The sequence below is a fragment of the Aquipuribacter aurantiacus genome, from assembly GCF_051216895.1.
Classification (GTDB): Bacteria; Actinomycetota; Actinomycetes; order Actinomycetales; family JBBAYJ01; genus Aquipuribacter.
Genome location: NZ_JBPKAO010000007.1, coordinates 96019 through 122148, shown reverse-complemented (window position 1 = coordinate 122148; position 26130 = coordinate 96019). Strand labels below are relative to the sequence as shown.

The following is a 26130-nucleotide window of genomic DNA, read 5'->3' as shown; positions in this document are numbered from 1 at the left end:
GCATGTCCAGCCCCGCCGAACGGTTCGCCGCGGCACGCGCCAGGCAGCGGCAGGAGAGCTCACCGCTCGGTCGCTTCGTCGCCGGGCTGGCCTTCGAGGCGGACGACTTCCAGCTCGAGGCCATGCAGGCCGTCGCCGAGGGGCACGGCGTGCTGGTGGCCGCCCCCACGGGGGCGGGCAAGACCGTGGTGGGCGAGTTCGCCGTCGACCTGGCCCTGCGCACCGGACGCAAGGCGTTCTACACCACCCCGATCAAGGCGCTGTCCAACCAGAAGTACAACGACCTGGTCGCGGTGCACGGCGCCGACGCGGTGGGCCTGCTGACCGGTGACGTGTCGGTCAACGGCGAGGCCCCCGTGGTCGTGATGACCACCGAGGTGCTCCGCAACATGATCTACGCGGGCTCACCGACCCTGGCCGGGCTGGGCTTCGTCGTGATGGACGAGGTGCACTACCTGGCCGACCGGTTCCGCGGCGCGGTCTGGGAGGAGGTCATCATCCACCTGGCCGACGACGTGCAGCTGGTCTCGCTGTCGGCCACCGTCAGCAACGCCGAGGAGTTCGGCGAGTGGCTGGCCACCGTGCGCGGGGACACGCGCGTGGTGGTCAGCGAGCACCGCCCCGTGCCGCTGTGGCAGCACGTGCTGGTGGACAAGCGGCTGCACGACCTGTTCGTCGACCCCGACGGCGACCCCGTGCTGGGTCTGCCGGGGGACGACCCCGGCCTGGTCAACCCGGAGCTCGTCGCGCTGGCCCGCGAGGAGTCGCGCTCCGAGCGTCGCTACAAGGGTCGCCCGCAGCGGGGCGGCAGCCGGCCCCGACGCCGCGGCGCCCCCAGCCGGGCCACCGTGGTCGAGGCCCTGGACGCCGACGGCCTGCTGCCGGCCATCCACTTCATCTTCAGCCGCAACGGCTGCGACGCCGCCGTCCGGCAGTGCCTGGCCTGGGGGGTACGGCTGACCACGCCCGACGAGCGGCGCGAGATCCGCCTGCTGGCCGAGGAGCGGACCGCGTCGCTGCCCGACGCCGACCTCGGCGTGCTGGGCTGGTCGGAGTGGGTGGAGGGCCTGGAGCGGGGGGTGGCGGCCCACCACGCCGGTCTGCTGCCCGCGTTCAAGGAGACCGTGGAGGAGCTCTTCCGGCGCGGTCTGGTCAAGGTCGTCTTCGCCACGGAGACCCTGGCGCTGGGCGTCAACATGCCGGCCCGCTCCGTCGTGCTGGAGAAGCTGGTCAAGTGGAACGGCGAGCAGCACGTCGACATCACGGCGGGGGAGTACACCCAGCTGACCGGGCGGGCCGGGCGCCGTGGCATCGACGTCGAGGGCCACGCGGTGGTGCTGTGGAGCGACGGCCTGCAGCCGGACCACGTCGCGGGGCTGGCCTCGACCCGCACCTACCCGTTGCGGTCCAGCTTCGCGCCGACCTACTCGATGGCCGTCAACCTGGTGCAGCGGGTCGGGCGCAACGAGGCCCGGTCCATCCTGGAGACGTCGTTCGCGCAGTTCCAGGCCGACCGCGGCGTGGTCGGGCTGGCCACGCAGCTGCGCAAGCAGGAGGAGGCGCTGGCGGGCTACTCCGACGCGATGACGTGCCACCTGGGCGACTTCGAGGGCTACCACCGGCTGCGCGGGCGCATCTCGATCCTGGAGAAGGACCTGTCGCGGCGGGCGTCGGCCGACCGTCGCGCCGACGCCTCGGCCACCCTGGAGCGGCTGCGCCGCGGGGACGTCATCGACGTGCCGGCCGGGCGCAAGCGCGGCTGGGCCGTCGTGCTGGACCCGGGCCTGAACGGGCCCGGCCCTCGCCCGACCGTGCTGACCGCGGACCGCCAGGTCCGCCGGCTGGAGACCGTCAGCTTCCCCTCCGCCGTCCGGGTGGCCACTACCGTCCGGGTGCCCAAGCACTTCGACGCCGGTGACGCCCGGGCCCGCCGCGACCTGGCCAGCAGCATGCGCAACGCCCTGGCGGCGGTCGGTGGCGGCGACGTCGTCCCTCCTCACCAGGACGAGCCGCCCGGGCGTGGCCGCCACGGCGAGGACGCGGGGGAGCTGCAGCTGGTGCAGCTGCGGCGCGAGCTGCGCGCCCACCCCTGCCACGGCTGCGCCGAGCGGGAGGACCACGCCCGCTGGGCCCAGCGCCGCGACGACCTGGAGCGCGACCACCGGGGCCTGCAACGGCGCATCCAGGGCCGCACGGCCGTCATCGCCCGCACGTTCGACCGGGTGTGCGAGGTGCTCGACGAGCTCGGCTACCTGGACGGCGAGACCGTGACCGACGCCGGCGACGCGCTCCGCTCGATCTACACGCACTCCGACCTGCTGGTCGCCGAGTGCCTGCGCACCGGCATCTGGGACGACCTGGACGGACCCGCGCTGGCGGCGGTCGTGTCGAGCCTGGTCTTCGAGGCCCGTCGCGAGGTCGAGGGCGTCGACCCCCGCCTGCCCGGGCGGGGCACGGCGCTGGCCTGGGACGCGACGATGCGGGCCTGGTCCGCCCTCACCGACGTGGAGGACCGGCACAAGGTGACGTCCACCCGGGAGCCCGACCCCGGTTTCGCGGCCCCGGTGTGGCGGTGGGCGCAGGGCCAGCCGCTGGAGAACGTGCTGCGCGAGAGCGACCTGAGCCCGGGCGACTTCGTCCGCTGGTGCCGGCAGACCCTGGACCTGCTCGACCAGGTCCAGGCCTCCGCCCCGCGCGGCAGCCTGCTGCGCGCCGCGGCCGGTGACGCCGTCAAGCGGGTCCGCCGGGGGGTCGTCGAGTACTCCCTGGGCCCCGCGGCCTAGGCGGACGCACCCCGCCTCGACACGTCCGGGCGACGGTGCGTAAGGTCCTGTCCGACCCCCGGGGAGCGCAGCAGCGCTGAGAGTGCGGAACGTCCGCAGACCCGTCACCTGATCCGGTTAGCACCGGCGTAGGGAGCAGGGCCAGGTACCGACGTGCGTCCGGCACGGCGGTCGTCTCGGTCGACCCGTGGGCGGGACAGCGAGGACGTCATGACCACGACCGGAAGCACCACGAGCAGCACGACCGGCACCGGCAGCGGGACCAGGAGCACCACGGGCAGCCCGAGCAGCGGGACCGCGACGCCGCGCGAGCGCGGCATCGGGATGCGGTTCAGCCTGCACCCGCACTGCGACGACTTCGTCGCGGTCATCCTCGGGGCCCTGGCGGACGTCGAGCGCGCCGGGCTCACCCGAGGGCTGACCCTGGAGACCGACGACGTGAGCACCTGGGTCGGGGCGGTCGACGAACCGGCCGAGCAGCGGCTCGTGGCCTACCTGGCCGCCGTGCTGGCCGCGGCGCACCGACGCAGCGGCGGCGGGCACGTCGTCGCCCACGTCCTGCTGTCGCGCGGCTGCCCGGGCGAGGTGGGCTGCGACCTGTCGGTCACCGGCCTGTCCCGCCCGGACCCGGTGCAGGTCGAGCCCACCGGCGTGACGGCCGCCGCCCAGTGGTCGCTGTACCCGCTGCTGGACGGCGGGTCCGACGACGGGGCCCACATGGTCCACATCGAGCGGGCCATCGCCCAGGCGGTCGAGCGGGGCACCACCAGGGGCGCCGCGCACTACGCGACGCGGCTCAGCGGGGACGTCGCGGAGGTGCTGGCCACCGCGGCCGACGCGTGGGGCTCGGTCGGGTCCGTCGTCGCGCACGTCGTGAGCCACCTGACGGTGTCCGTCGGCTCCCCGAGCGCGGCCGGTGACCGGTGAGCGCGCCCGTGGCCCCGGCGCCCCGGCTGTTCCGCTGGGAGCTGCGCGACCTGGTCCTCATGGTGGTGCTCGCCGTGGTGTTCGGGTTCGTCTACTGGGCGCTGGTGCAGGCGTGGACGGGGCTGGCCATCCTCATGGGCCCGGCCGGCGACCTGGCGCAGCACGTGGTGTTCGGGGGGTGGTTGATGGTCGCGCCGATCACCATCGCCATCGTCCGCCGGGCCGGGGCCGGTCTCGTCGCGGAGGTGCTCGCCTCCGTGGTCGAGGTGGTGTTCCTGGGCTCGCCCGTCGGCCCGCTGCTGGTGGTCGCCGCCGCGATCCAGGGGTTCGGCAGCGAGCTGGCCTTCGCGGCCACGCGGTACCGGTCTTACGGCTGGGCCGTGTTCGCGGTGTCGGGCCTCCTGGGGGCCGGGCTGGTGTTCTTCTGGTCCGCGTTCCGGTTCGGCTGGTACGGCCAGGACGTCTTCGTGCTGCGGCTGGTGGTGCAGCTGGTGTCCGGGGTCGTCCTGGGCGGTCTGCTGGCCAAGGTCGTCGTGGACCGGCTCGCCCGCACGGGCGTCCTGGACAACTTCGCCATCGGCCGGGCCCAGCTGGCGGACGGACGTGCCTGAGGACGGCGTCGACCCCGCGGTCCGGCTCGAGCGCGTCGGCGTGGGGTTCCCCCGCCGTGGCGAGGACGTCCTGCGCGACGTCGACCTCGACCTGGCCCCGGGGGAGCAGGTGCTCCTGCTGGGGGCCTCGGGGTGCGGCAAGTCCACGGTGCTGCAGACCATCACCGGGGTGGTGCCCCACACGGTCACCGCCCGGACCACGGGACGGGTGGTCGTGGGCGGCGTCGACACCGCGGGCACCACGGTCGTCGAGCTCTCCCGGCAGGTCGGGGTGCTGGCCCAGGACCCGACGGGCGCGGTCTGCCTGCCCCACGTGGACACCGAGGTGGCGCTGCCGCTGGAGAACCAGGCCGTCGACCCGGACCGGATCGGCCCGCGGGTGCGGGAGGTCCTGGCGCTGGTGGACGCGGAGCACCTGCTGGCCCGGCCCACGGCGTGGCTGTCCGGTGGGGAGTCGCAGCGGGTCGCGCTGGCCGCGGCCCTGGCCGCGCGGCCCCGCGTCCTGCTGCTGGACGAGCCGACCTCGATGCTCGACCCGGCAGGGGTGGCCGCCGTCCGTGCGGCCGTGCGGTCCGTCGTGGCCCACGACCGACCGGCCGTGGTCATGGTCGAGCACCGCCTGGACGAGCTGGCCGGGGAGGCGGGGACCGCGGGGCTGCCCGACCGCTCGGTGGTGCTGTCGGAGCAGGGCCGCGTGGTGGCCGACGGCCCGACCGCCGAGGTCCTGCTCGGTCGTTCGGCGGAGCTCCGGGCCGGGGGGTGCTGGCTGCCGCTGGAGGCCGAGCTGCACGCCGTCACCGGGGTGGCCGGCGGGCTGGCCGCGGCGGCCAACCGGGCGCTGCTGCGCGAGCTCGTGGCGGGGGACGGGCACGGTCCGACCCCACCGGGGCTCGGCCCGACCCCACCGGGGGAGGTCGTGCTGTACGCCCGAGGGCTGGCGGTGCGGGACCGCCGCCACGCCGACCCCGCGCGGGCGCGTCGCCGGGGGCTGCGTCGACGCCCCCCGCCGCCCGGGCCGACCCCGGCGCTGCTGCGCGACGTCGACCTGCGGCTGCACGCCGGTGAGGTCGTCGCGGTCCTGGGGGCCAACGGGGTGGGCAAGTCCTCGCTGCTGCTGACCCTGGCCGGGCTGCTGGCCCCCGCGGCCGGCACGGTGCAGGGGGCGCGCCCGGGGATGGTGTTCCAGCACGCCGAGCACCAGCTGCTGGCCACGACCGTCCGCCAGGAGGTGGCCCACGGACTCGACCCCGCGACCTCGGCCGCCACCGTCGCGGCGGCCCTGCGGGACCACCGCCTGGAGCACCTGGGCGACCAGAGCCCGTACCGGTTGTCGGGCGGGGAGAAGCGGCGCGTCGGGCTGGCCGCCGTGCTGGCCCACGACCGGCCCTGCCTGCTGCTGGACGAGCCGACGCTGGGCCTGGACCGCCGTGACACCGCGGCCACGCTGCAGACCCTGCGGCGCGAGGCGGCCGCCGGGCGGGCCGTGCTGCTGGTGAGCCACGACCTGCGCAGCGTGGCGGCCGTGGCCGACCGGCTGGTCGTCCTGGCCCGTGACGGCGTCCTGGCCGACGGCCCCACGGTCGACGTCCTCCGCCGTCCCGACGTGCTGGAGGGCGCAGGGCTGCGCCTGCCCGCGCTGGTGGCCTGGCTGCTGGCGGAGCTGCCGGGGGAGGACCCCGCGGGGCTGGCCCGGGTCCTGCAGCGCCTGGACGGGCTGCCCGCGGTGGGCCCGGCGGTGGTGCCCGCATGAGCGCCACCGCCCGGCTCGCCCCCGACGAGCGGGCCGCGCCGTCCCCGCTGGGGCGCGTCGACCCCACGGTCAAGCTGGGCGTCCTGGTCGTGGTGTCGGCCGCCATGCTGCTGGTGCTGCACCCGTTCGTGCCCACGGTGCTGTACCTGCTCGGCCTGGTCGCGGTGGCGGCGGGCACGCGGCTGCCCGCCCGGACGCTCGCCCTGGCCCACCTGCCGTTCGTCGCCTTCGCGACCGGGCTGCTCCTGGTCAACGTCCTGAGCCGGCCGGGGGAGGTGCTCTGGCGCTGGGGGGTGCTGCGGGTCACGGTCGAGGGGGTGGAGGTGGGGTCGGCGCTGGCGGCCCGGACCCTGCTCATCGGGGTGCTGGCGATCGGGTTCATCGCCTCGACCGGGCCGGTGGCGCTCATGACCAGCCTGCACCAGAACGCGCGGCTGGGGGCGCGGGTGACGCACGCCCTGCTGGCCGGCTACCGGATGCTGCAGCAGATGCCGCAGGAGTGGCAGACCATCCGGCAGGCCCACGCCGTGCGGGCCCCGCTGCGCACCGACGGCCGGCTGCCGCGCTCGCCCCGGTTCCTGGCCGGCGTCGTGTTCACGCTGCTGGTGGTGTCGGTCCGACGCGGTGAGCGGCTCGCGCAGTCCCTGGAGTCGAGGGGCCTGGGGCTGCAGCCGCGCACCACCTGGCGCCCGGCGCCGCTGCGGGCCCGCGACGCGTGGTTCGCGGGCTCCGTGCTGGTGGTGATGGTGGCCGTCCTGCTGCTGGGGTGGTCGCTGGACCTGCTGGACGGTCCCGGTGCGCTCACCGGGTGAGGGGAGGCCGGTGGTGGTGGACCCGGGCGACCACCCGGGGCTCAGCGGGTCGCGGCCGTGCGGGCCAGCTCGGCGACGCGGGCCATCTGACGCGCGCAGCCCCACCGCTCGCCGAACGCCGTCACCGCGTCGTCGTCGGCCGGCCCCCGGACCAGCCAGTCGTCGGTGGCCGGTGGCACGACGTCGGCGTCGTCCACCCCGCTGACGACCTGCAGCGCCGCCAGGACGTAGGTGAGCGAGCCGACCAGCCTCGCGCGCCGGGCCGGCGTCATGGGACGGTCGGGGTCGGCCGCGGCGGCCATCACCGCGTGCAGGTCGCCGTGCTGGGCGATCAGGTCCGCCGCGGACTTCTCGCCGATCCCGGCGATGCCGGGCAACCCGTCGGAGGGGTCGCCACGCAGCACGGACATGTGCAGGTACGCGCGACCGTCGGCGACCCCGTACCGGTGCAGCAGGTCCGCCCCGGTCATGGCGGGCGCGTCCTTGACGCCCTTGGCCACGTAGACCACCCGGACCCCGGCCTCGTCGTCGACCAGCTGCAGCAGGTCACGGTCCCCGCTGACCACGTCCACCGGACCGAGACCCGCGTCGGTCCACCGCCGCGCGACCGTCGCGCAGACGTCGTCGGCCTCCATCCCCGCGGCCTCGACCCGCGGCAGGCCCAGCAGCGCCAGGGCCTCGGCGATGAGCGGCACCTGCGGCGACAGCTCGTCGGGGACCTCCTCCTCCTGGCCCTCGGCGACCCGGTGGGCCTTGTAGGACGGGATGAGGTCGGTCCGCCAGGCGGGGCGCCAGTCCGCGTCCCAGCAGGCGGCGTAGGCCGCGGGGGAGAACCGCTCCAGCAGCATCGCCGTCATGTCGAGGTACCCGCGCAACGCGTTGACCGGCGAGCCGTCCGGCGCCCGGACCGAGGAGGGCACGCCGTAGAAGGCCCGGAAGTACAACGTGGCGGCGTCGACGGCCAGCAGTCTGCTCACGCGCTCATGCTGGCAGGCCGGGCCGACGACCGGGCGAGGCCGCGCACGCCCGGTTATCGTGACCCCAGCCGCCACCCCGCGGCACCCCACCACCCCTCACACCCCGAGGAACGCCCGTGACCGGTCGACGACGACCCTTCCCCGCCCCCGCCCGTGACCTGCCCACCGACGAGGCCACCGAGCTCCTCGCGCTCGTGCGCGAGATCGCCGACGCCGAGCTGGCGCCCGTGGCCGCCGAGGCCGAGGACCGCGCCGCCCGGCTGCAGGAGTACCCCCGCGACGCCTACCGGTTGCTGGGCAAGGCGGGTCTGCTGGGCCTGCCCTACGACCCGGAGCACGGCGGGGGCGGGCAGCCCTACGTCGTCTACCTGCAGGTGCTGGAGGAGCTGGCCCGCTGCTGGGGGACCGTCGCGATGGGCACCAGCGTCCACGTCCTCGCCTGCCACGGCCTGGCCCTGGCGGGTACGCCCGAGCAGGTGCAGCGGTGGCTGCCGGACCTGCTGGGCGGCGAGCTGCTCGCGGCCTACTGCCTGTCGGAGTCCGACTCCGGCTCCGACGCCGCCGCGATGCGCACCCGCGCGGAGCGGGACGGCGACGGCTGGCGCCTGCACGGCACCAAGGCCTGGATCACCCACGGCGGCATGGCCGACAGCTACACGGTGTTCGCCCGCACGTCCCCCGCACCCGAGGGCGGGGCGCCCAGCACGGGGATCTCGGCGTTCCTGGTGCCCGCCGACGCCGAGGGGATCAGCGTGGCCCCGCCCGAGCACAAGATGGGTTTCGCCGGGTCGCGCACGGCGCAGGTCACGTTCGACGGCGTCCGGGTGGACGGCGACCGGCTGCTGGGCACCGAGGGCGAGGGGTTCCGCCTGGCCAAGTCGGCGCTGGACGCCGGTCGCCTGGGCATCGCCGCGGTGGCGGTCGGGCTGGCGCAGGCCGCGCTGGAGGACGCCGTGGCCTACGCGCGCGAGCGGGAGCAGTTCGGCCGCCGCATCATCGACTTCCAGGGCCTCGGGTTCATGCTGGCCGACATGGCGACGGCGGTGGCCGCGTCGCGGGCGCTCTACCTGGACGGTGCGCGCCTGCTGGACGCTGGGGACGACCCCACGAGGGTCCGGGCCACGGCGTCGATGGCCAAGACGTTCTGCACCGACGCGGCGGTCCGGGTGACCACCGACGCGGTGCAGGTGCTGGGCGGCGCCGGCTACGTCACCGACCACCGCGCGGAGCGGCTGATGCGCGAGGCCAAGCTGCTGCAGATCGTCGAGGGCACCAACCAGGTCCAGCGGGTGGTCGTCGCCGGGGCGCTGGCGCGGGGCTGAGACGCCGCCGCAGGCGGTGCTTGCTGCGTCAGCCCCCGTGCCTCGCAGATCGTTGCACCGTCGTTACCTCCCGCTGGCTTAGTGTGCGGCGATGACCACGATCGACGGCAAGGCCTTCGTCGACGACCTGGACCGCTCCATCGTCCGGGCGCTGTCCAGCGACGGGCGGATGTCGTACACCGACCTGGGCAAGCTGACCGGGTTGTCGACCTCGGCCGTCCACCACCGTGTCCGCCGCCTGGAGCAGCGGGGTGTCCTGCGGGGCTACCGGGCGGTCGTGGACGCGACGTCGCTCGGGCTGCCGCTGACGGCCTTCATCTCGCTGACGCCGCTGGACCAGTCCGCCCCGGACGACGTCCCCGTGCGGCTGGAGGACCTGGTGGAGGTCGAGGCCATCCACGCGGTGGCGGGCGAGGCCAACTACATGATCAAGGTGCGGGTGGCGTCCCCGGCCATCCTCGAGGACCTGCTCACGACCATCCGGCAGAAGGCCGGGGTGTCGACGCGGACGACCGTCGTGCTGAGCACCCCCTACGAGGACCGGCCGCCCAGGATCTGAGCCCCGTCGGGGCGCGCCGCCCGTCGGGCCTGCTTGACCTGCAGCATCACCTGGTCCGCGTGCTGCACCAGCCCGTCCAGGGACGTGCCGTCCCGGGGCAGGTGCGCGACCCCGATGCTGGCGTGGACCTGCTCCACCGCCAGGGCGGACTGCAGCCACCGCACCCGCCCGGGCACCTCGGTCGGGGGGCAGCCGTGCAGCAGCACGGTGAACTCGTCCCCGCCGAGGCGGGCGCACAGGTCCTCCGGACCGACGCCGCGACGCAGCACGCGGGCCGCGGTGACGATCAACCGGTCGCCGGCGGCGTGGCCCTGCACGTCGTTGATCTCCTTGAGGCCGTCCAGGTCCAGGTACAGCATGCTCACGTGCTCGCCGCGCCGCAGCGACACCTCGACCACGGGCCGACCGTCGGCCTCGAACCCTCGTCGGTTGCGCAGACCGGTCAGCTCGTCGGTCAGGGCGGCGAGGCGCACCCGCGCCTGGGCGGCCGTGAGGCGGTCGACGGTGCGGTGGTGGGTGACGTGCAGCAGGACCGCCACCGCGACCGACACCAGCACGGGGTACCCGGACCAGGTCCAGGTGCCGGGCTGCACGAGCAGGATCGTCGTCCAGCCGGCCAGCGCCAGCAGGCAGGTGAGGGCCATGTGGCCGCGCGGGACCAGCGTGCCCCCCGCGGCCACCACGGCCAGCACGACCGTCAGGGAGGCCCAGGGCTGCGCGACGACGTGGCCGTACAGCACGGTCTCGCCGCCCAGCAGGAGCATGGCCACGCACATCAGCAGGTCGGCGTGGCGGCCGGACCAGCCGCGCAGCCGCGGCACGACCGTGAGCACGTGCAGCGAGGCCATGCCCACCGCCACGACCGTGCTGACGGCGGCCATGACCGGCCCGGCGGTGGCGTCCAGCAGCAGCAGGTGGATCGGCGCGACGGCCAGGTGCAGCCAGGTCCCCGCGCGGGTGAGGTCCCGGACGTCCGCCCGTGAGGCGGCGGCGGGGTCGGTCCAGCGACGCCTCGGACGGGCGGTGCCGTGGCGCTCGGCCGGCGTCGGGACCAGGGGTGCGGCGTGCGGCGCGGCCGGGGGTGCGGCGGCGGCGTGCGGGCCGACCAGGGGTGCGGCGACCGGCGCGGCCCCGGCCGGGGTCGGCTCCGCGGTCCGGGGCCGGGGCAGCGCCCGTCGGTCCTGCTTGACCGCGTACATCGCGCCGTCGGCCGCGTCGAGCAGGGCCTCGACCGTGCCGCTGCCCTCAGTCCCGGCGACGCCCGCGCTGGCCTGGACACCGCGCCGCAGCAGGTCGACGCGCAGTCGTCCCGCCAGCGCCTCGGCCTCGGCCGTGGTGGTGGCGGGCAGGAGCGCGGCGAACTCGTCACCGCCCAGCCGGGCGCGCACGTCGCCCGGGCGCAGCACCGTCAGCAGGGCCTGCGCCGTGGCCCGCACGAGCTCGTCGCCGGCCGCGTGCCCGAACCGGTCGTTCGTCGCCTTGAGCCCGTCGACGTCCAGGTAGAGGCAGGCGAGCGGGGCGTCGCGGTCGGCGGCGAGCAGCAGCGGGGCCCCGGCGGCGAGGAGCCCGCGTCGGTTGGCGAGGCCGGTGAGGTCGTCGGTGACGGCGGCCTCGAGGATGGCGACCTCCGCGGTGGCCAGCTGGTCCGCGGCTCGGCAGCGCAGGGCGTTGAGCACCCGGGCCAGCACGGCGGCGCACAGGACGAGCACGGTCAGCGGGGCCCACTCCTGCTGCAGCCCGTGCGCCGCGGCGACCGCCAGCCACTGCGCCAGGCAGACCAGCGTCACCAGCAGCGAGTACCGGCGGTCGTTGAGCAGCGCCCCGGTCGCCAGGAGGAACACGACCAGCCCACCGGCCGCGGTCGGGCTGCCGGTGACCATCAGCTCGGTGAACGCCGGGACCGACGCCAGCAGGCAGGCCGCCAGGCCGACCTCGTCCGCGCACCGGCGGACCGCGCCCCGGACCCCAGAGTGCGCACAGGCCAGGCGGACGGCGCCGAGGACCGCCCCGGTCCCCGCCATGACCAGCGCCACCAGCAGCTCCTCCGGCGGCGCCAGGACCAGGCGCAGCCCGGCCATGAGGAGCAGGACCGACGCGGCGGCCGTCAGCGCGGGCAGGATCGCGTCGGCGGTCTGCGCCCTCCGGTCGGCCTCGACCCGCTCCCCACCGCGGCGCGGCGGTGGGGAGGCGGACGACATGCGGTGCACATCGGCCGTCCGCCCCCCGGACCTGAGGGCTACCCGCCGACGAGCACGCCCAGACCGGCGTCCAGGCGGGCCCGCTCCGCCCACCAGGCCTGGCCCTCGGGCGGCAGGGTGTCGATCGGGTCGTAGTACGGGAAGGTCCGGCTCAACGCCTCCGGGTCGTCCATCTCGACCGACGTCCGGTAGTTCTTGGTCCACTCGCTGATGCCGCGGACCGTGTCGTAGGCGTGGACCTGGTGCACCCAGCGCTTGCCGACGAAGGGCACGTCGCAGACGATCCGGGGCGTCGCGAAGCCCGGCAGGTAGCCCATGATCGCGTGCTGCAGGTCCTGGGCCGAGGCCAGCGAGGTCCGCCAGTGCTCGGCCGCGGGGATCATGTCGCACATGTAGAAGTAGTACGGCGTGATCGACGCCTCGTCCTGCAGCCCGAAGCACAGGTCGAGCAGCGCCTCGGGGGAGTCGTTGACCCCGCGCATGAGCACGCCCTGGTTGCGGACGTCCCGCACGCCGGCCTCGTGCATCGCCCGGGCCGCCTCGGCCACCAGCGGGGTGAGGGAGCCGGCGGCGTTGACGTGCGTGTGGATCGCGAGGGCGACGCCGCGGCGGCGGGCGGTGCCGGCGACGCGGGTCATGCCCTCCACCACGGGGGCGGACAGCCAGTGCTGGGGCAGCCCCATCAGCGCCTTGGTGGCCAGGCGGATGTCGCGGATGTTGGGGATCTCCAGCAGCGCGGCCAGGAACTGCTCCAACCGGGGCCACGGCATGTTGGCCACGTCGCCGCCGGAGACCACCACGTCGCGGACCGTGGGGGTGCGGCGCAGGTAGTCGAGCATGTCCTGCAGCCGGTCGTTGGGCTTGAGGGTGAACTTGAGCTTCTCGACCTGGGGGGTGGAGTTGCCGACCAGGTCCATCCGGGTGCAGTGCCCGCAGTACTGCGGGCAGGTCGGGAGGACCTCGGCCAGCACCTTGGTGGGGTAGCGGTGGGTCAGGCCCTCGACGGCCCACATGTCGTGCTCGTGCAGGGAGTCGCGGCTGGAGAACGGGTGCGAGGCCCACTCGACGAACCGGTCGCCGAGCAGCGGGAGCATGTACCGCCGGACGGGGTCGGCGCGGAACGCCTCGGAGTACGCGGCCCCGGGCGCCGGCATCCCGTCCGGACCGGTGCTGGGGACGATGGTGTTCATCATCTGCGGCGGCAGCAGCATCGACATGGTGGCCCGCTGCTGCTGGTCGGCGACGAGGTCGTCGTAGACGTCGTCGCTCAGCAGGCCGCCCATGACGTCGCGCAGCTGCTGGACGTTCTTGAGGCAGTGGCTGCGCTGCCACTGCACGTCGCGCCACTGCTCGTCGGTGACGTCGGACCAGCCCGGCATGCGGCGCCAGTCCGGCTCGACGAGCTCCCGGCGGTCGTAGGTGTAGGGCTGGTCGACACGGGCATCACTCACGAGGCCACCGTACGGAGGATTGTTGCGCCTGTCACGCTTCCCACGCATGAACCTTGTGCGTAGGCTCCCCTCGTGCCTCAGTTGTCCCTGCCCTCGACCATGCCCGCGGAGTCCCCGGTGGGGCTGCACCGGGTCCTCGACCCGGTGGGCGTCCTGCCGCAGGGGGCTGACGTCCTCGACACCCGGGCCGAGCTGTGGCCGGGGGAGACCCTGGTCCGGGTCGACCGGCTCAACCTGGACGCCGCCAGCGCCCGGCAGCTGCGCGAGGCCGCCGACGGGGACCCCGACCGGGTCCGCGCCGCCGTGCTGGGGATCGTGCGCAGCCGCGGCAAGATGCACAACCCCGTCACGGGCTCCGGCGGCATGCTGCTGGGCACGGTGACCGAGGTCGGGCCCGCGAGCCCGCTGGGCCTGCGGGTCGGGCAGCGGGTGGCCACCCTGGTCAGCCTCACCCTCACCCCGCTGCACCTGGACGACAACCTCGAGCGGTGGGACGGGCTCTCGGAGCAGGTGCCGACGAGCGGTCACGCCGTGCTGTTCGCCCGCAGCATCGCCGCGGTGGTGCCCGACGACCTCGACGAGGCCGACGTGCTGGCCGTGATGGACGTCTGCGGGGCGCCCGCGCTGGTGCGGCGGGTCGTGGCCGACCGGGTCGCGCGCGGCCTGCGCGCCGACGTCGCGGTGCTGGGGGCGGCCGGCAAGTCCGGGTCGCTGTCGCTGGCCGCGGCGCGCCAGGCGGGCGCCGGACGGCTGGTGGGGCTGGTCCCCGTCCCGCAGGAGGCCGAGGCGCTGGCCGCGGCCGACCTGGCCGACGCCGTCGTGCTGGCCGACGCCACCGACCCTGTGGCCACCGCCGACGCGGTCCACGGCGCGCTGGGCCACGGGGCCGACGTCACCGTCGTCTGCGTCGACGTACCCGGCTGCGAGCACGGGGCCGTCCTGGGCACCGACGACGGCGGCACGGTCGTCTTCTTCTCGATGGCGACGTCGTTCAGCGCCGCGGCGCTGGGGGCCGAGGGCCTGGCCGCCGACGTCACCATGCTGGTGGGCAACGGCTACACCCCCGGGCACGCCGAGCTGGCCCTGGACCTGTTCCGGCGCACCGCCGGGGTACGGGCGCTGTTCGGCGCGCGGCACGGGTCCAGGATGGGTCCGTGACGAACGTCCTCTACCGCCACGGTGCGGTCTACTCCCCGGCCGATCCCTACGCGCAGGCGCTGCTGGTCAGCGACGGCACCGTCGCCTGGGTGGGCGGTGACGAGAACGCGGCCACCATGGCCACCGACGGCAGCGCCGACGAGGTGGTCGACCTGGCCGGGGCGCTCGTGACCCCCGCCTTCGTCGACGGCCACGTCCACTGCTTCGACACCGGTCTGCTGCAGACCGGGGTGGACGTCACGGGAGCGCGGTCGGTGACCGACGTCCTGGACGCCGTCGCGGCGTTCGTCGTGGCGAACCCCGGTCGCACCGTCCTGGGCCACGGCTGGGACGAGACGCTGCTGGGCGACGGGCGCCTGCCCACGCCGGCCGAGCTGGACCGCGCCGCCGGCGGCGCCGCGGTGTACCTGTCGCGCGTCGACGTGCACTCCGCGCTCGTCAGCCCCGCGCTGGCCGCCGCGGCGGGCTGCCACGACGCGACCGGCTGGGACGGCACCGCGCGGGTCGAGCGCGAGGCCCACCACCGGGCCCGCCACCACGCCCGGCAGGTGCCCGAGACCCAGCGGGCGACGGCGCACGAGGCCGCCCTCCGGCTCGCGGCCCAGCGGGGCCTGGCGACGCTGCACGAGATGTCCGGGCCGTTCATCGGCGGCCCCGACGACCTGCGGGTGCTGCTCGGCGTGGCCGAGCGGGTCGGGGTCCGGGTCGTGCCCTACTGGGGCGAGGCCGCCACCGACGCCGACGACGTCCGGCGGGTCGTGGCCGCGCTGGGGCTGCCGGAGGGCGTGCGCCTGGCCGGGCTGGCCGGCGACCTGTCCGCCGACGGGTCGATCGGGTCCCGTACGGCGCACTTCCGCGAGCCGTACGCCGACAACCACCCCGAGCACGCCGACCACCGGGGCCACGGCTACCTCGACGCCGGCACCATCGCCACGCACGTCGCGGCCTGCGTCGAGGCCGGGGTGCAGCCCGGGTTCCACGTCATCGGCGACGCCGCCCTGGACACCGTCATCGCCGGCTGCCAGGACGCGGCCCGGCGCCTCGGCGGGTCCCGGCTGCGCACCGCCCGGCTGCGGCTGGAGCACGTGGAGACGGCCGACGACGCGCAGGTGGCCGCGCTGGCCGAGCTGGGCGTGGTCGCCAGCATGCAGCCGGTCTTCGACGGTCTCTGGGGCGGGGGAGAGGGGCTCTACCAGCGCCGGCTGGGCGACCGTCGGCTCAACCGGGTCGCCAGCATCGCCGCGGCGGGCGTCCCGCTGGCCTTCGGGTCCGACTCGCCGGTCACGGCCCTCGACCCCTGGGGCGCGATCTCCGCCGCGGCGTTCCACCACGACGACGACCAGCGGATCAGCGCCCGCGCCGCGTTCGCCGCCCACACCCGCGGGGCCCACCGGGCCGCTCGCGACGACGTCCACGTCCACGAGCACGCCGGGGTGCTCGTACCCGGCGCCCCTGCCGACCTCGCGGTCTGGGAGGCGGGCGAGCTGGTGGTGCAGGCCCCCGACGACCGGATCCAGGCCTGGAGCACCGACCCCCGCTCCCGCGTCCCCGCCCTGCCGGACGTCCGGCCCGGGGCCACCCCGCCCCGCTGCCTGCGCACGGTGGCCGGTGGCCGGGTGGTCCACGACACCACCGAGCTGACGAGCAGCACCGGATGAGCGACACCCCGTGAGACGCACCCGATGAGGAGAACCCCGTGACCCGGCGACGACCCCGCCTCCACCTCGACCCCGACCAGGTGAGGACGGCCCGCGCCCTGGCCGACGCGGCCTCCGGCCCCGTCGTCGACCTGGCCCGCACCCGCACCACGGTCAGCGTCGAGCGGGCCGTGCTGCGGGCCGCGGGCCTGGCCGGCGCCGACGCCGAGGGCATCCCGTGGGTCAACCACCTCGTCGACGCCGTCCGCCGCCAGGTCGGCCTCGAGCAGGGCATCGCCGTGCCGGTCTGGGACGCGCTGGCCCGGGCCGAGGCGCCCGACCTGGTGGTGCTGGCCCAGAAGGCGGCCGTCGACGCGGTCGGTTTCACCCTGCCCACCGGCCACGCGCGCGAGCACGCCCTGGTCGGGGCCCGGGCCGCCGCGACCCGGGGCGTCGCGGGCATCGACGCGGCCCGCGCGGAGCGGGAGGAGCTGGTGACCCGGATCGGCGACCCGCCGCAGCGGCCGTGGATCTACCTCATCGTGGCCACGGGCGACATCTACGAGGACATCCCGCAGGCGCAGGCCGCCGCCCGGGCCGGGGCCGACGTCATCGCCGTCATCCGCTCCACCGGGCAGTCCCTGCTGGACTACGTCCCCGAGGGCGCGACCCGCGAAGGCTTCGCCGGCACCTACGCCACGGCCGAGAACTTCCGGCTGATGCGCGCCGCGCTGGACGAGGTCTCCCACGAGGTGGGCCGCTACGTCCGGCTCACCAACTACGCCTCGGGGCTGTGCATGCCTGAGATCGCCACCCTGGCCGGGCTGGCGCGGCTGGACATGATGCTCAACGACTCGATGTACGGGATCCTGTTCCGCGACATCAACCCGGTGCGCACCTTCGTCGACCAGCGGTTCAGCCGGCAGGTCCACGCCCGCGCCGGGATCATCATCAACACCGGCGAGGACAACTACCTCACCACCGCCGACGCCGTCGACGCGGCGCACACCGTCACGGTCTCGCAGCTTCTCAACGAGACGTTCGCCCACGAGGCGGGCCTGCCCGACCACCTGCTGGGCCTGGGGCACGCGTTCGAGATCGACCCCGAGGTGCCCGAGTCGTTCCGCCTCGAGCTGGCCCACGCGCTGCTGGCCCGCACCCTGTTCCCGGACGCCCCGCTGAAGTGGATGCCCCCGACCCGGCACATGACCGGCGACGTGTTCCGCGGCTACCTGCTGGACGGGTTCTTCAACCTGGTCGGCTCGCTCACCGACCAGGACATCCTGCTGGTCGGGATGATGACCGAGGCCGTCGTCACGCCGTGGCTGTCCGACCGGGACCTGGCCCTGCAGAACGTCCGGTACGTGCAGCGCGCCGCCGGCAACCTGGCCGAGGACTTCGTGCCCGCCCCGGACGGCCTGATCGCCACCCGCGCCCAGCACGTGCTGGGGGAGGCCGTGGACCTGCTCCAGAGCATCGTCGACAGCGACGGCGGTCTGCTGACGGCCATCGAGCACGGCACGTTCGGCGGCATGAAGCGTCCCGCCGACGGTGGCCGCGGCCTGGACGGCGTCGTGGTCCGGGACGAACACTACGTCAACCCGGTCAGCGAGATCCTCGAGGGGGTGGTCGCGTGAGCGGCGTCGACGAGACCGGCCTCACCGGCCCCGCCCGACTGCCCGACGGCCTGCCGCCGGTGGTGCGCCCCTACGGCGACACCACCGGCGACGGCATGGTCCAGCTGTCGTTCACCCTGCCGCTCCCGGCGGGCAAGCGGGCCGAGGGCGCCGCGGCCCAGCTGGCCCGGCGGATGGGGATGGACGCCCCGATGGTCGTGCACGCCAAGGCCATCAGCGACGCGTTCACGTTCTTCGTGGTCTACGGACCGGTGTCGCACGTGGTCGACGTCGCCGCGGTCGAGGTCGTCGAGCGGGAGTACCCGTTGCTGAGCCCCAAGGAGACCAACGCCGCGGTACGGGAGTCCCTGCACCGCAAGCTCGTCGTGGTCGGGGCCTGCATCGGCACCGACGCCCACACGGTCGGCATCGACGCCATCCTCAACGTCAAGGGCTGGGCCGGTGAGAAGGGCCTGGAGTACTACCGCGAGATGAAGGTCGTGAACCTGGGGGCCCAGGTGTCGGTGCCGGACCTGGTCGAGCGCGCCCGCGAGGAGCGGGCCGACGCGGTCCTGGTCAGCCAGGTGGTCACCCAGCGCGACGCGCACGTCCACAACACCACCACGATGAGCGCCGCCTTCCGCGAGGCGTTCCCCGCCGGTGCCCGGCCGCTGCTCGTGGTCGGCGGGCCCCGCTTCGACGAGAACGCGGCCGACGCGCTGGGCGTGGACCGCATCTTCGGCCGGGGGACCACCCCGGGCGAGGTCGCCAGCTACCTGGTCCACGCCGTCGCCGGACGCCAACACCCAGGCGCCACCACCACCACCACCCCCACCGGAGGAGACCGCACGTGAGCACCACGTCGCAGACCGCACCGCACGCCGGCCCCGAGACAGGCGCACGCGTCGGCACGGTCGTCGTCCACCGCCGCTACGTGTCCCACGCCGACGCCCACTACGGCGGGGCCCTGGTGGACGGTGCGTTCAGCCTCGCGCTGTTCGGTGACGTCGCGACCGAGCTGTGCATCCGCACCGACGGCGACGAGGGCCTGTTCGCGGGCTACTCCGACGTCGCGTTCCACGGCGCCGTCCGCGCCGGGGACGTGCTGGAGGTGTCGGCGGAGCTGCTCCGGGTCGGGCGCCGCAGCCGTGACGTCGCCTTCGAGGCGCGGGTGGTCTGCCGGGCCCGGCCGGAGGTGTCGGCGTCCGCGTCGGAGGTCCTGGACCCGCCCCTGCTGGCCACCAGCGCCCGCGGCACCGTCGTCGTCCCGGCCGGGACCGCGGCGTGAGCGGCGCCGCGCCGGTCGAGGAGCTCGCGCCCCAGGACGGCACACCGGACGGCGGGGCGACCACCGTCGTGTGGGTGACCTGCGCCGAGCTGCCCGACGGCGACCCCGACGACCACCTGGCCCTGCCGGCCCTGGCCTCGGCGGGGCTGCGGGTGCGCTACCTGTCCTGGGACGACCCGACCGCCTGGCAGGACCCGGAGGTCCGGTCCGCCCTCGTCGTGGTGCGCAGCGCCTGGGACTACACCTCGCGCCGCAGCGAGTTCCTGGCCTGGGCGGCGTCGGTGCCCCACCTGGCCAACCCGGCCGAGGTCATCGCCTGGAACACCGACAAGGTGTACCTGGACGAGCTGGCCGAGGCGGGGCTGCCGGTCGTCCCGACGCGCACCGTGCGCCCGGGGCAGGACGCGGCCGAGGCCGTGACCGCGGCCTTCGACGTCGCGACCGAGGTCGTCGTCAAGCCCACCGTGTCGGCCGGGTCGAAGGACACGCGCCGCCATGGTGGCGCCGCTGCGGCGCTGACGCACGCAGCAGAGCTGCTGGACGCCGGCCGCGCCGTGCTCGTGCAGCCCTACCTCGACGGGGTCGACACCCTGGGCGAGACCGGGATGGTGGTGCTGGACGGGGAGGTGTCCCACGCGTTCCGCAAGGGCCAGCTGCTGCACGCCGACGCCGAGGCGACCGACGGCCTGTACGCGGAGGAGGACATCACCGCGACCACCGCCACCGCCGAGCAGCTCGAGGTGGCCCGGGTGGTCACGGACTTCCTGCGCCGACGCTTCCCCCAGCACGCCCCGCTGCTGTATGCCCGGGTCGACACCGTCCCGGGTCCCGACGGCACGCCCCTGCTGCTGGAGCTGGAGCTCACCGAGCCCTCGTTGTGGCTGGTCGCCGACCCCGGCGCCGCGCAGCAGTGGGCGCAGGCCCACCGCCGCAGGCTGCGTACGCTGACGGGGTGACCGCGCTCGCTGCTCCTGCTCCCGAGGTCCCGCGAGAGGTCGACCGGCCGATGGTGCCGTGGACCGTCGCGGTGCCCCTGGCCGTCGTGTCCGGCGTCGTGCTGGACGCGGCGTTCCCGTCGGTGGGTGCCTGGGGGCTGGCCTACGTCGCGGTGGCCGCGGCGCTCCTGCTGGGCCGTGGCCGCGGCGTCGTCGCCTCCTACGGCTACGGCGTCCTGCTCGGGCTCGGGTTCATGGTGCCCCAGCTGCAGTGGTCGGGGATCTACGTCGGCGCGCTGCCGTGGCTGGCCCTGGCGACCCTGGAGGCACTGATGCTCGCCCTGGTGCTGCCGGGGTTCACGCTGGCCTGGCGGCTGGCGGACCGCTCCGACGGGCGGCTCCTGTGGACGTTGCCGGTCACCGCGGGCGCGGTGTGGGTCGCCTCGGAGGCGCTGCGCTCGCGCTGGCCGTTCGACGGCTTCGGGTGGGGCCGGCTCGCGTTCTCGCAGGCCGACAGCCCGATGGTGCTCCTGGCGGCCCTGGGCGGGGTGCCCTTGGTGGGCTTCGGGGTGGTGGCGCTGAGCGCGATCGGGGTGTGCTCCGCGCTGGAGGTCCGTCGGGTGCGGCGAGGGGACGGCAGGCGTCCGGTCGGCCGGCTGCTGGTGGCACCGGTGGCGCTGGCGCTGCTGCTGCTGCCCGTCGCCTCCGGCGCCGCCCGGGTCGAGGGCACCCTCGACCCCGCGACGGACGCCCCCGTGCGCGTCGCCGCCGTGCAGGGCGACGTGCCCCAGGCCGGCCTGGACTTCAACGCCCAGCGCCGGGCCGTCCTCGACAACCACGTCACGGGCACGCTCGACCTGGCCGCCCGCATCGAGGCGGGCGACGAGGAGCCGGTCGACCTGGTGCTCTGGCCGGAGAACGCCTCCGACATCGACCCGCTCCTCAACGAGGACGCCGCGACCGAGATCGCCCGCGCCACCGACGCCGTGGGGGCGCCGGTGCTGCTCGGGGCCGTGCTCCAGGGCCCCGGCGAGAACGTCACCAACGCCATGCTGCTGTGGGACCCGCAGACCGGGTACCGCGGTCGCAGCGACGTGGGTGAGGCAGGCGAGGGCCGGGCGGACAACGGCTTCTACGCCAAGCAGGCCATCGCCCCGTTCGGGGAGTACATCCCCTACCGGGACTTCTTCCGCACCTTCTCCCCGCTCGTGGACCGGGTGACCGACTTCGCCCCGGGCGACCGGGCGGCCGTGCTGGAGATGGGCGGGGCCGTGGTCGGGCCGGCCATCTGCTTCGAGGTCGTCGACGACGACGTGGTGCGCCGTCAGGTGCTGGCCGGGGCCGACCTGCTGGTCGTGCCCACCAACAACGCCACGTTCGGCGACACCGACGAGAACGTCCAGCAGCTGGCGATGTCGCGGGTGCGGGCCGTGGAGCACGGGCGCAGCGTCGTCCACATCAGCAACGTCGGCACCAGCGCCCTGATCGCGCCGGACGGCTCGACCGGTCGCCTGACCGGTCTCTTCACCCCGGACGTGCTCGTCGGCGAGGTGGAGCTGCGCAGCGGCAGCACACCCGCGACGCGGCTCGGTCCGGTCCCGGAGCTCGCGCTCGTGGCGGTGGCCCTGCTGCTGGTGCTCGGCCACGGCGTCGCCTCCTCGCGACGGGCCGGGGCGGGCGCCCTCGGCGCCCGGCCCGCGGCCGAGGACGAGGCCCGTCCGTGAACCGGACCCTGGTCTGCGTCCCCACCTACGACGAGATCGAGTCCCTGCCGCGGCTGCTGGACCGGCTGCTGGCCGCCCGTGACGACGTCGACGTGCTCGTGGTGGACGACAGCAGCCCCGACGGCACGGGGGAGTACGCGGACGCGCGGGCCGCGGACGAGCCCCGGCTGCACGTGCTCCACCGGGCCGGCAAGCAAGGGCTCGGGGCGGCCTACCTCGCCGCGTTCGACTGGGGCCTGCAGCACGGCTACGACGTGGTGTGCGAGATGGACGCGGACGGTTCGCACTCCCCGGAGCAGCTGCACCGGTTGCTCGACGCCGTGGCCGCCGGCGCCGACCTGGCCATCGGGTCGCGCTGGGTGCCCGGCGGGGAGGTCGTCAACTGGCCGGCGTCGCGGCGGCTGCTCAGCCGGGGCGGCAACGTGTACACCCGGCTGGCCCTGGGCCTCGCCGTGGACGACGCCACGGCCGGGTACCGGGCGTTCACGGCCGAGGCCCTGCGGACCATCCCGCTGGCTGACGTCGCGTCGGCCGGCTACTGCTTCCAGGTCGACCTGGCCTGGCGCGCCGTCCGCGCCGGCCTGCACGTCGTCGAGGTGCCCATCACCTTCGTCGAGCGGGAGGCGGGCGCGTCCAAGATGTCGTCCGGCATCGTCCGCGAGGCGCTGTGGCGGGTCACGGTGTGGGGCGTGCGGCACCGGCTGCAGCAGGCCCGCGACCGGCTCCGGCCGCGCGCCGCCACACCGGGCTGACCCGGCCGCCGACCCGACCCACCGTCGACCTGCCCCGCCCGTCGACCTGCCCCGCCCGCAGACGCCGGACGCGCGCCTGCGGGGGCAGACGCGCGTCGTGGTCGTCGGGCTGAGCGGACTGGTCGGGCCGTGCCGGCCGTCGGGTCGTGGTCCTCAGGCCGAGCGGGGGAGCTTGCCCTCGCGGAGCAGCGCCAGCCGCTCCTCGAGCAGCACCTCGAGCTCGGCGATGGTGCGCCGCTCCAGGAGCATGTCCCAGTGCGTCCGCTGGGGGCGGGTCGGCTTCGGCTCCGGACGGGTCGCGTCCCGGAGCAGGGCCTCAGCGCCGCACCGGCACTCCCACAGCGCCGGGACGTCCGCCTCGACCGAGAAGGGGATCACCACGGTGTGCCCGTTCGGGCACAGGTACTCGGCCACACGCCGGGGCGCGGGCTCCACGGCCGTGTCGGACTCCATGCTCACCCCACCGAGCCTGGAACCTCTCAGACTGCTTCGTTCAGCCACCACACACCTCCGTCTCGCGTGCCACGCACCCAGGCGGGCGCGCTACCACTACTACGTCACCAGAACGCCGCCTGGATGCAGGGTGTTCCGGGGCAGAAGGGGCGGGACGAGGTGTCGGCGGTCACACCGACGCGCTCAGACGACGGCCGGGACCTCGTTGCCCGCGTCGGTGATTCCCTTGCGGACGTCGACGCGCAGCAGGACCAGGCCACCCAGCACGAAGAACGCGACGACGGCCAGGATGCTCAGCCGGAACGACCCGGTGAGCATCTGCACGACCCCGAAGGTGAACGTGCCGAACCACGACGTCCCACGCTCGGCGGCCTGGTAGAGGCTGAAGTACTCGGCCTGCTTGCCGAAGGGGATCAGCTGGCTGAACAGGGACCGGCTGAGGGCCTGCGTGCCGCCCAGCACCAGGCCGATGCCGGCCGCCAGCCCCACGAACAGGCCGAACTCGCCCGCGGGGAGCAGGAACGCGGTGCCCACGACGAGGGTCCAGATCACCAGGCTGACGAGGATGGTGCGCTTGGCGCCCAGCACCCGTGCGACCCGGCCGAACAGCAGCGCACCCCCGAAGGCCACGGCCTGGACGACGACGATGGCGATGATGAGCTGGTCGGTGGCGAAGCCCAGCTCGAGGGAGCCGTAGATGCTGGACACGGCGATGACGGTCTGGACCCCGTCGTTGAACAGCACGTAGGCCAGCAGGAACAGCAGGGTCTGGGGGTAGTTGCGCGCCTCCCGGAACGTGTCGCCCAGCTGACGGAACGTCCCGCCGACCATCCCGGCCAGCCCGGACCGGTGCCCGCCCACGACGTCGGTGGCCGGCCGGTCCTTCAGCCCCAGGTACGGCACGACGGTGAACCCGGCCCACCACAGCCCGGCCAGGGCCAGGCTGATCCGGACCGCCAGCCCCTCGGACAGCCCGAGGGTCTCCGCCCCCAGCACGATGCCCAGGTTGACCAGCAGCAGCAGGAACCCGCCCAGGTAGCCCAACGCCCAGCCGCGGCTGGACACCCCGTCGCGCTCGTCCATCGTGGCGACGTCGACGAGGATCGCGTCGTACACGGTGAGCGAGGCGGCCAGGCAGGCGTTGGCCAGCACCAGCAGCGTCGCCCCCAGGGCCCAGCTGGAGCCGGTGACCAGGAACAGGGCCGACGCGAAGGCGGCGCCGGCCCAGCCGAGGCGCGCCATCAGCACCCGCTTGCGGGAGGACCGGTCGGCCACGGCCCCCACGAAGGGCAGCAGCACGGCGATGACGACGGTGGAGATGCTGATGAGGAAGGCGACCAGGCTGTTGGGGCTCACGTCGATGACGCCGAGCAGGGCCACCGTGCCCGTGCAGTCCTCGCCGTCGGCCAGGTCGGGGCAGGCCGAGGCCGTGGCCACGGCAGTCAGGTACGGGCCGATCAGGACGGTGCCGACCGTGGTGACGTAGGCCGAGTTGGCCCAGTCGTAGACGTACCAGGAGCGTTGCTCGCGGCGGCGGGCGACGAGGTCGGCGAGCGGGCCGGGCGCGGCGGTGCGGGACCTCGTCGTCACGAGGGCCCATCCTGCCGTCGGGCGAGCACGTCGGAGAGCAGATCGGCCCGATCGCTCATCAGGCCGTCGACCCCCAGGTCGAGCAGCCGCTCCATGTCGGCGGGGTCGTCGACGGTCCACACGTGCACCTGCAGCCCGACCTCGTGCGCCAGGTCGACCAGCCGGGGGGTGACCACCTCGATGCGCCCGGCCCGCTCGGGCAGCTGCAGGGCGTCCGCTCCGCCCGCCGCCTGCACCAGCAGCAACCGACCCAGCCGGGGTGACACCCGTTCCAGTGCCGTGGCCAGCCGGACACCGGTGCTGGCCGCGATCCCCGCGGAGCGGGCGACGCCGGGGGCGAGGTGCTGGACGGCCCGGGCCCGGCGCCCGTCGAAGGACGCCACGAGCACCCGGTCGGTGGCACCGGCGGCGAGGACCGCCTCGGCGAGCGGGCGCACCGCACGGGGGTCCTTGACGTCGATGTTGAGGACGGCGTCGGGGAAGGCGTCGAGGACCTCCTCGATGCGCGGCACGCGGTGCGCCCCGGCGACGCGCACCTCGCCCAGCTCCTGCCAGGTGAGCCGGCCCACGGGCGTGGGCCGCCCGGCGGTGCGAGCCAGGTCGGGGTCGTGCAGGACGACGGCCACGCCGTCGACCGTCGCGTGGACGTCGGTCTCCAGGTGCCGCAGGCCCAGCTGCAGGGCGTGGCCGAAGGCGACGAGGGTGTTCTCCCAGGCGTGGGCCACGGCGCCGGAGCCGGGTGGGGTGAAGCCGCGGTGGGCGAAGCCCAGGGGTGTGCCGCGCAGCGCCGGGTGCGGGAGGTCGGTCATCGGCTCGTCCCCTCGATGGTGGCGCGGAACACCTCGACGTAGCGGCGGTAGCCCTCGTCGGAGGGGTGGAAGAAGTCGGCGGCGTACTCCTCGGTGGACTGGTCGCCCGTGGCGGCCTCCAACGGCACCAGCACCAGGTCCTCGCGCGCGGCCACCTCCTCACGGGCGACGACGGCGAGCGCGGCGGCGGGCTCCTGCCGGGGGCCGCCGTTGAAGTCCGGGACGTCGGTGACGTAGCTGCCCGCCGGCAGGGCGTCCAGCACCGTGCGCAGGTCCCGCCGGTAGTCCTCCGGGGACGTGGTGCCGGCGTCGTTGGCCCCGATGCACACCGTCACCAGGCCCACGGGCACCCCGTCGGCCTCGAGCTCGGCGAGCAGCTCGACGAACCGGGGCAGCTGGTCGCGGACGAGCTCGGCGGTGGTGGCGCCCGTGACGGACAGGTTGACGACCCGGACCCGTTCCCCGGTGCGCTCGGCCAGGTCGCCCGCCAGGACGGACACAAACGACGTGGCGGGGGAGGAGGACCCGATGCCCTGGCTCAGCGAGTCGCCCAGCGCCAGGTGGACGACGTCGCCGGGCTGCTGGGCGCGCTCGTCCCAGTAGTCGGCCCTCGGGTCGACCGAGCCCACCACGAGCAGGGCCCGCACCCCCAGGACGGCCACCACGGCGAGGCCGAGCAGGGTCAGGGCCAGCGAGGCCACGAGGATCGGTCGACGCCGCCACCACGGCCGGGCATCGGTCACGCCGTCACCCTACGGCCACCCCCGACGGCGCCTCG

General features: G+C 75.2%; 22 protein-coding genes and 1 riboswitch. Of the genes, 15 read left to right on the top strand and 7 right to left on the bottom strand.

All coding sequences use genetic code 11. The features are described 5' to 3' along the window. The first annotated feature begins 2 nt into the window (after window positions 1-2). From ACR80Q_RS11350 to ACR80Q_RS11330, 5 genes are all read left to right on the top strand, one after another. Window positions 3-2783: a DEAD/DEAH box helicase gene (locus tag ACR80Q_RS11350; protein WP_435377723.1), complete on the top strand. Its 2781-nt coding sequence runs from the start codon at window positions 3-5 to the stop codon at window positions 2781-2783. Between the two features lie 49 nt (window positions 2784-2832). Next, a riboswitch (TPP riboswitch) is annotated at window positions 2833-2937 on the top strand. 56 nt (window positions 2938-2993) lie between these two features. Continuing rightward, window positions 2994-3710, top strand: coding sequence for a YkoF family thiamine/hydroxymethylpyrimidine-binding protein (locus tag ACR80Q_RS11345; protein WP_435377722.1), 717 nt, complete (start codon window positions 2994-2996; stop codon window positions 3708-3710). Continuing rightward, window positions 3707-4321: an ECF transporter S component gene (locus ACR80Q_RS11340; protein WP_435377721.1), complete on the top strand. Its 615-nt coding sequence runs from the start codon at window positions 3707-3709 to the stop codon at window positions 4319-4321. Before ACR80Q_RS11345 ends, ACR80Q_RS11340 begins: the two co-directional genes overlap by 4 nt. After that, complete coding sequence (locus ACR80Q_RS11335) at window positions 4314-6071, top strand: ABC transporter ATP-binding protein (protein ID WP_435377720.1); 1758 nt, start codon at window positions 4314-4316, stop codon at window positions 6069-6071. Before ACR80Q_RS11340 ends, ACR80Q_RS11335 begins: the two co-directional genes overlap by 8 nt. Continuing rightward, on the top strand, window positions 6068-6883 hold the full coding sequence (locus ACR80Q_RS11330; RefSeq protein ID WP_435377719.1) for an energy-coupling factor transporter transmembrane component T family protein: 816 nt from the start codon (window positions 6068-6070) through the stop codon (window positions 6881-6883). Before ACR80Q_RS11335 ends, ACR80Q_RS11330 begins: the two co-directional genes overlap by 4 nt. A gap of 41 nt (window positions 6884-6924) precedes the next feature. Here ACR80Q_RS11330 and ACR80Q_RS11325 read toward each other — a convergent pair whose 3' ends face one another. Then, the gene (locus ACR80Q_RS11325) at window positions 6925-7860 is read right to left on the bottom strand and encodes a 5'-3' exonuclease (protein WP_435377718.1); all 936 of its coding nucleotides are present in this window, start codon (window positions 7858-7860) and stop codon (window positions 6925-6927) included. A gap of 116 nt (window positions 7861-7976) precedes the next feature. On the opposite strand from ACR80Q_RS11325, the gene ACR80Q_RS11320 reads away from it, so the two are divergent. Further along, window positions 7977-9182, top strand: a complete 1206-nt coding sequence (locus tag ACR80Q_RS11320) for an acyl-CoA dehydrogenase family protein (protein WP_435377717.1) — start codon at window positions 7977-7979, stop codon at window positions 9180-9182. 91 nt (window positions 9183-9273) lie between these two features. Then, a complete protein-coding gene (locus ACR80Q_RS11315; protein WP_435377716.1) occupies window positions 9274-9741 on the top strand; it encodes an Lrp/AsnC family transcriptional regulator in 468 nt (155 codons plus the stop codon). Here ACR80Q_RS11315 and ACR80Q_RS11310 read toward each other — a convergent pair. Both ACR80Q_RS11310 and ACR80Q_RS11305 read right to left on the bottom strand, forming a co-directional pair. After that, window positions 9714-11939 (bottom strand): GGDEF domain-containing protein, encoded by a 2226-nt coding sequence (locus ACR80Q_RS11310; protein WP_435377715.1) that lies wholly within the window; start codon window positions 11937-11939, stop codon window positions 9714-9716. The genes ACR80Q_RS11315 and ACR80Q_RS11310 overlap by 28 nt on opposite strands. Window positions 11940-11977: 38 nt before the next feature. Beyond that, entirely contained in the window at window positions 11978-13390 is a 1413-nt protein-coding gene (locus ACR80Q_RS11305) for a KamA family radical SAM protein (protein WP_435377714.1), read from the bottom strand. Window positions 13391-13462: 72 nt separating this feature from the next. Here ACR80Q_RS11305 and kdd point away from each other — a divergent pair, with 72 nt between their 5' ends. From kdd to ACR80Q_RS11265, 8 genes are read left to right on the top strand one after another with little or no spacing between them, the layout of a single operon-like run. Then, window positions 13463-14548 (top strand): L-erythro-3,5-diaminohexanoate dehydrogenase, encoded by a 1086-nt coding sequence (gene kdd / locus ACR80Q_RS11300; protein WP_435377713.1) that lies wholly within the window; start codon window positions 13463-13465, stop codon window positions 14546-14548. Continuing rightward, window positions 14545-16206, top strand: coding sequence for an amidohydrolase (locus ACR80Q_RS11295; protein WP_435377712.1), 1662 nt, complete (start codon window positions 14545-14547; stop codon window positions 16204-16206). The genes kdd and ACR80Q_RS11295 overlap by 4 nt, the downstream gene beginning before the upstream one ends. A gap of 38 nt (window positions 16207-16244) precedes the next feature. Further along, window positions 16245-17822 (top strand): lysine 5,6-aminomutase subunit alpha, encoded by a 1578-nt coding sequence (gene kamD, locus ACR80Q_RS11290; RefSeq protein ID WP_435377711.1) that lies wholly within the window; start codon window positions 16245-16247, stop codon window positions 17820-17822. Beyond that, window positions 17819-18655, top strand: a complete 837-nt coding sequence (gene kamE / locus ACR80Q_RS11285) for a lysine 5,6-aminomutase subunit beta (RefSeq protein ID WP_435377710.1) — start codon at window positions 17819-17821, stop codon at window positions 18653-18655. The genes kamD and kamE overlap by 4 nt, the downstream gene beginning before the upstream one ends. Then, on the top strand, window positions 18652-19089 hold the full coding sequence (gene kal, locus ACR80Q_RS11280; RefSeq protein WP_435377709.1) for a 3-aminobutyryl-CoA ammonia lyase: 438 nt from the start codon (window positions 18652-18654) through the stop codon (window positions 19087-19089). The genes kamE and kal overlap by 4 nt, the downstream gene beginning before the upstream one ends. Then, on the top strand, window positions 19086-20045 hold the full coding sequence (locus ACR80Q_RS11275; protein ID WP_435377708.1) for an ATP-grasp domain-containing protein: 960 nt from the start codon (window positions 19086-19088) through the stop codon (window positions 20043-20045). The genes kal and ACR80Q_RS11275 overlap by 4 nt, the downstream gene beginning before the upstream one ends. After that, complete coding sequence (gene lnt, locus ACR80Q_RS11270; RefSeq protein ID WP_435377707.1) at window positions 20042-21748, top strand: apolipoprotein N-acyltransferase; 1707 nt, start codon at window positions 20042-20044, stop codon at window positions 21746-21748. Before ACR80Q_RS11275 ends, lnt begins: the two co-directional genes overlap by 4 nt. Further along, window positions 21745-22500, top strand: coding sequence for a polyprenol monophosphomannose synthase (locus ACR80Q_RS11265; protein ID WP_435377706.1), 756 nt, complete (start codon window positions 21745-21747; stop codon window positions 22498-22500). Before lnt ends, ACR80Q_RS11265 begins: the two co-directional genes overlap by 4 nt. 153 nt (window positions 22501-22653) lie before the next feature. Here the strand turns inward: ACR80Q_RS11265 and ACR80Q_RS11260 are convergent, their stop codons facing one another. The 4 genes from ACR80Q_RS11260 to ACR80Q_RS11245 all read right to left on the bottom strand — a co-directional run bounded on the left by ACR80Q_RS11260 (window position 22654) and on the right by ACR80Q_RS11245 (window position 26095). Next, window positions 22654-23001 carry an RNA polymerase-binding protein RbpA gene (locus ACR80Q_RS11260; RefSeq protein WP_435377705.1) on the bottom strand — a complete coding sequence of 116 codons (348 nt, stop codon included), beginning with the start codon at window positions 22999-23001 and terminating at the stop codon, window positions 22654-22656. Between the two features lie 135 nt (window positions 23002-23136). Next, window positions 23137-24543 (bottom strand): MFS transporter, encoded by a 1407-nt coding sequence (locus tag ACR80Q_RS11255; RefSeq protein WP_435377704.1) that lies wholly within the window; start codon window positions 24541-24543, stop codon window positions 23137-23139. Continuing rightward, on the bottom strand, window positions 24540-25352 hold the full coding sequence (locus ACR80Q_RS11250; protein WP_435377703.1) for a glycerophosphodiester phosphodiesterase family protein: 813 nt from the start codon (window positions 25350-25352) through the stop codon (window positions 24540-24542). Before ACR80Q_RS11250 ends, ACR80Q_RS11255 begins: the two co-directional genes overlap by 4 nt. Then, window positions 25349-26095: an SGNH/GDSL hydrolase family protein gene (locus ACR80Q_RS11245; protein ID WP_435377702.1), complete on the bottom strand. Its 747-nt coding sequence runs from the start codon at window positions 26093-26095 to the stop codon at window positions 25349-25351. The genes ACR80Q_RS11250 and ACR80Q_RS11245 overlap by 4 nt, the downstream gene beginning before the upstream one ends. Window positions 26096-26130 lie beyond the last annotated feature (35 nt).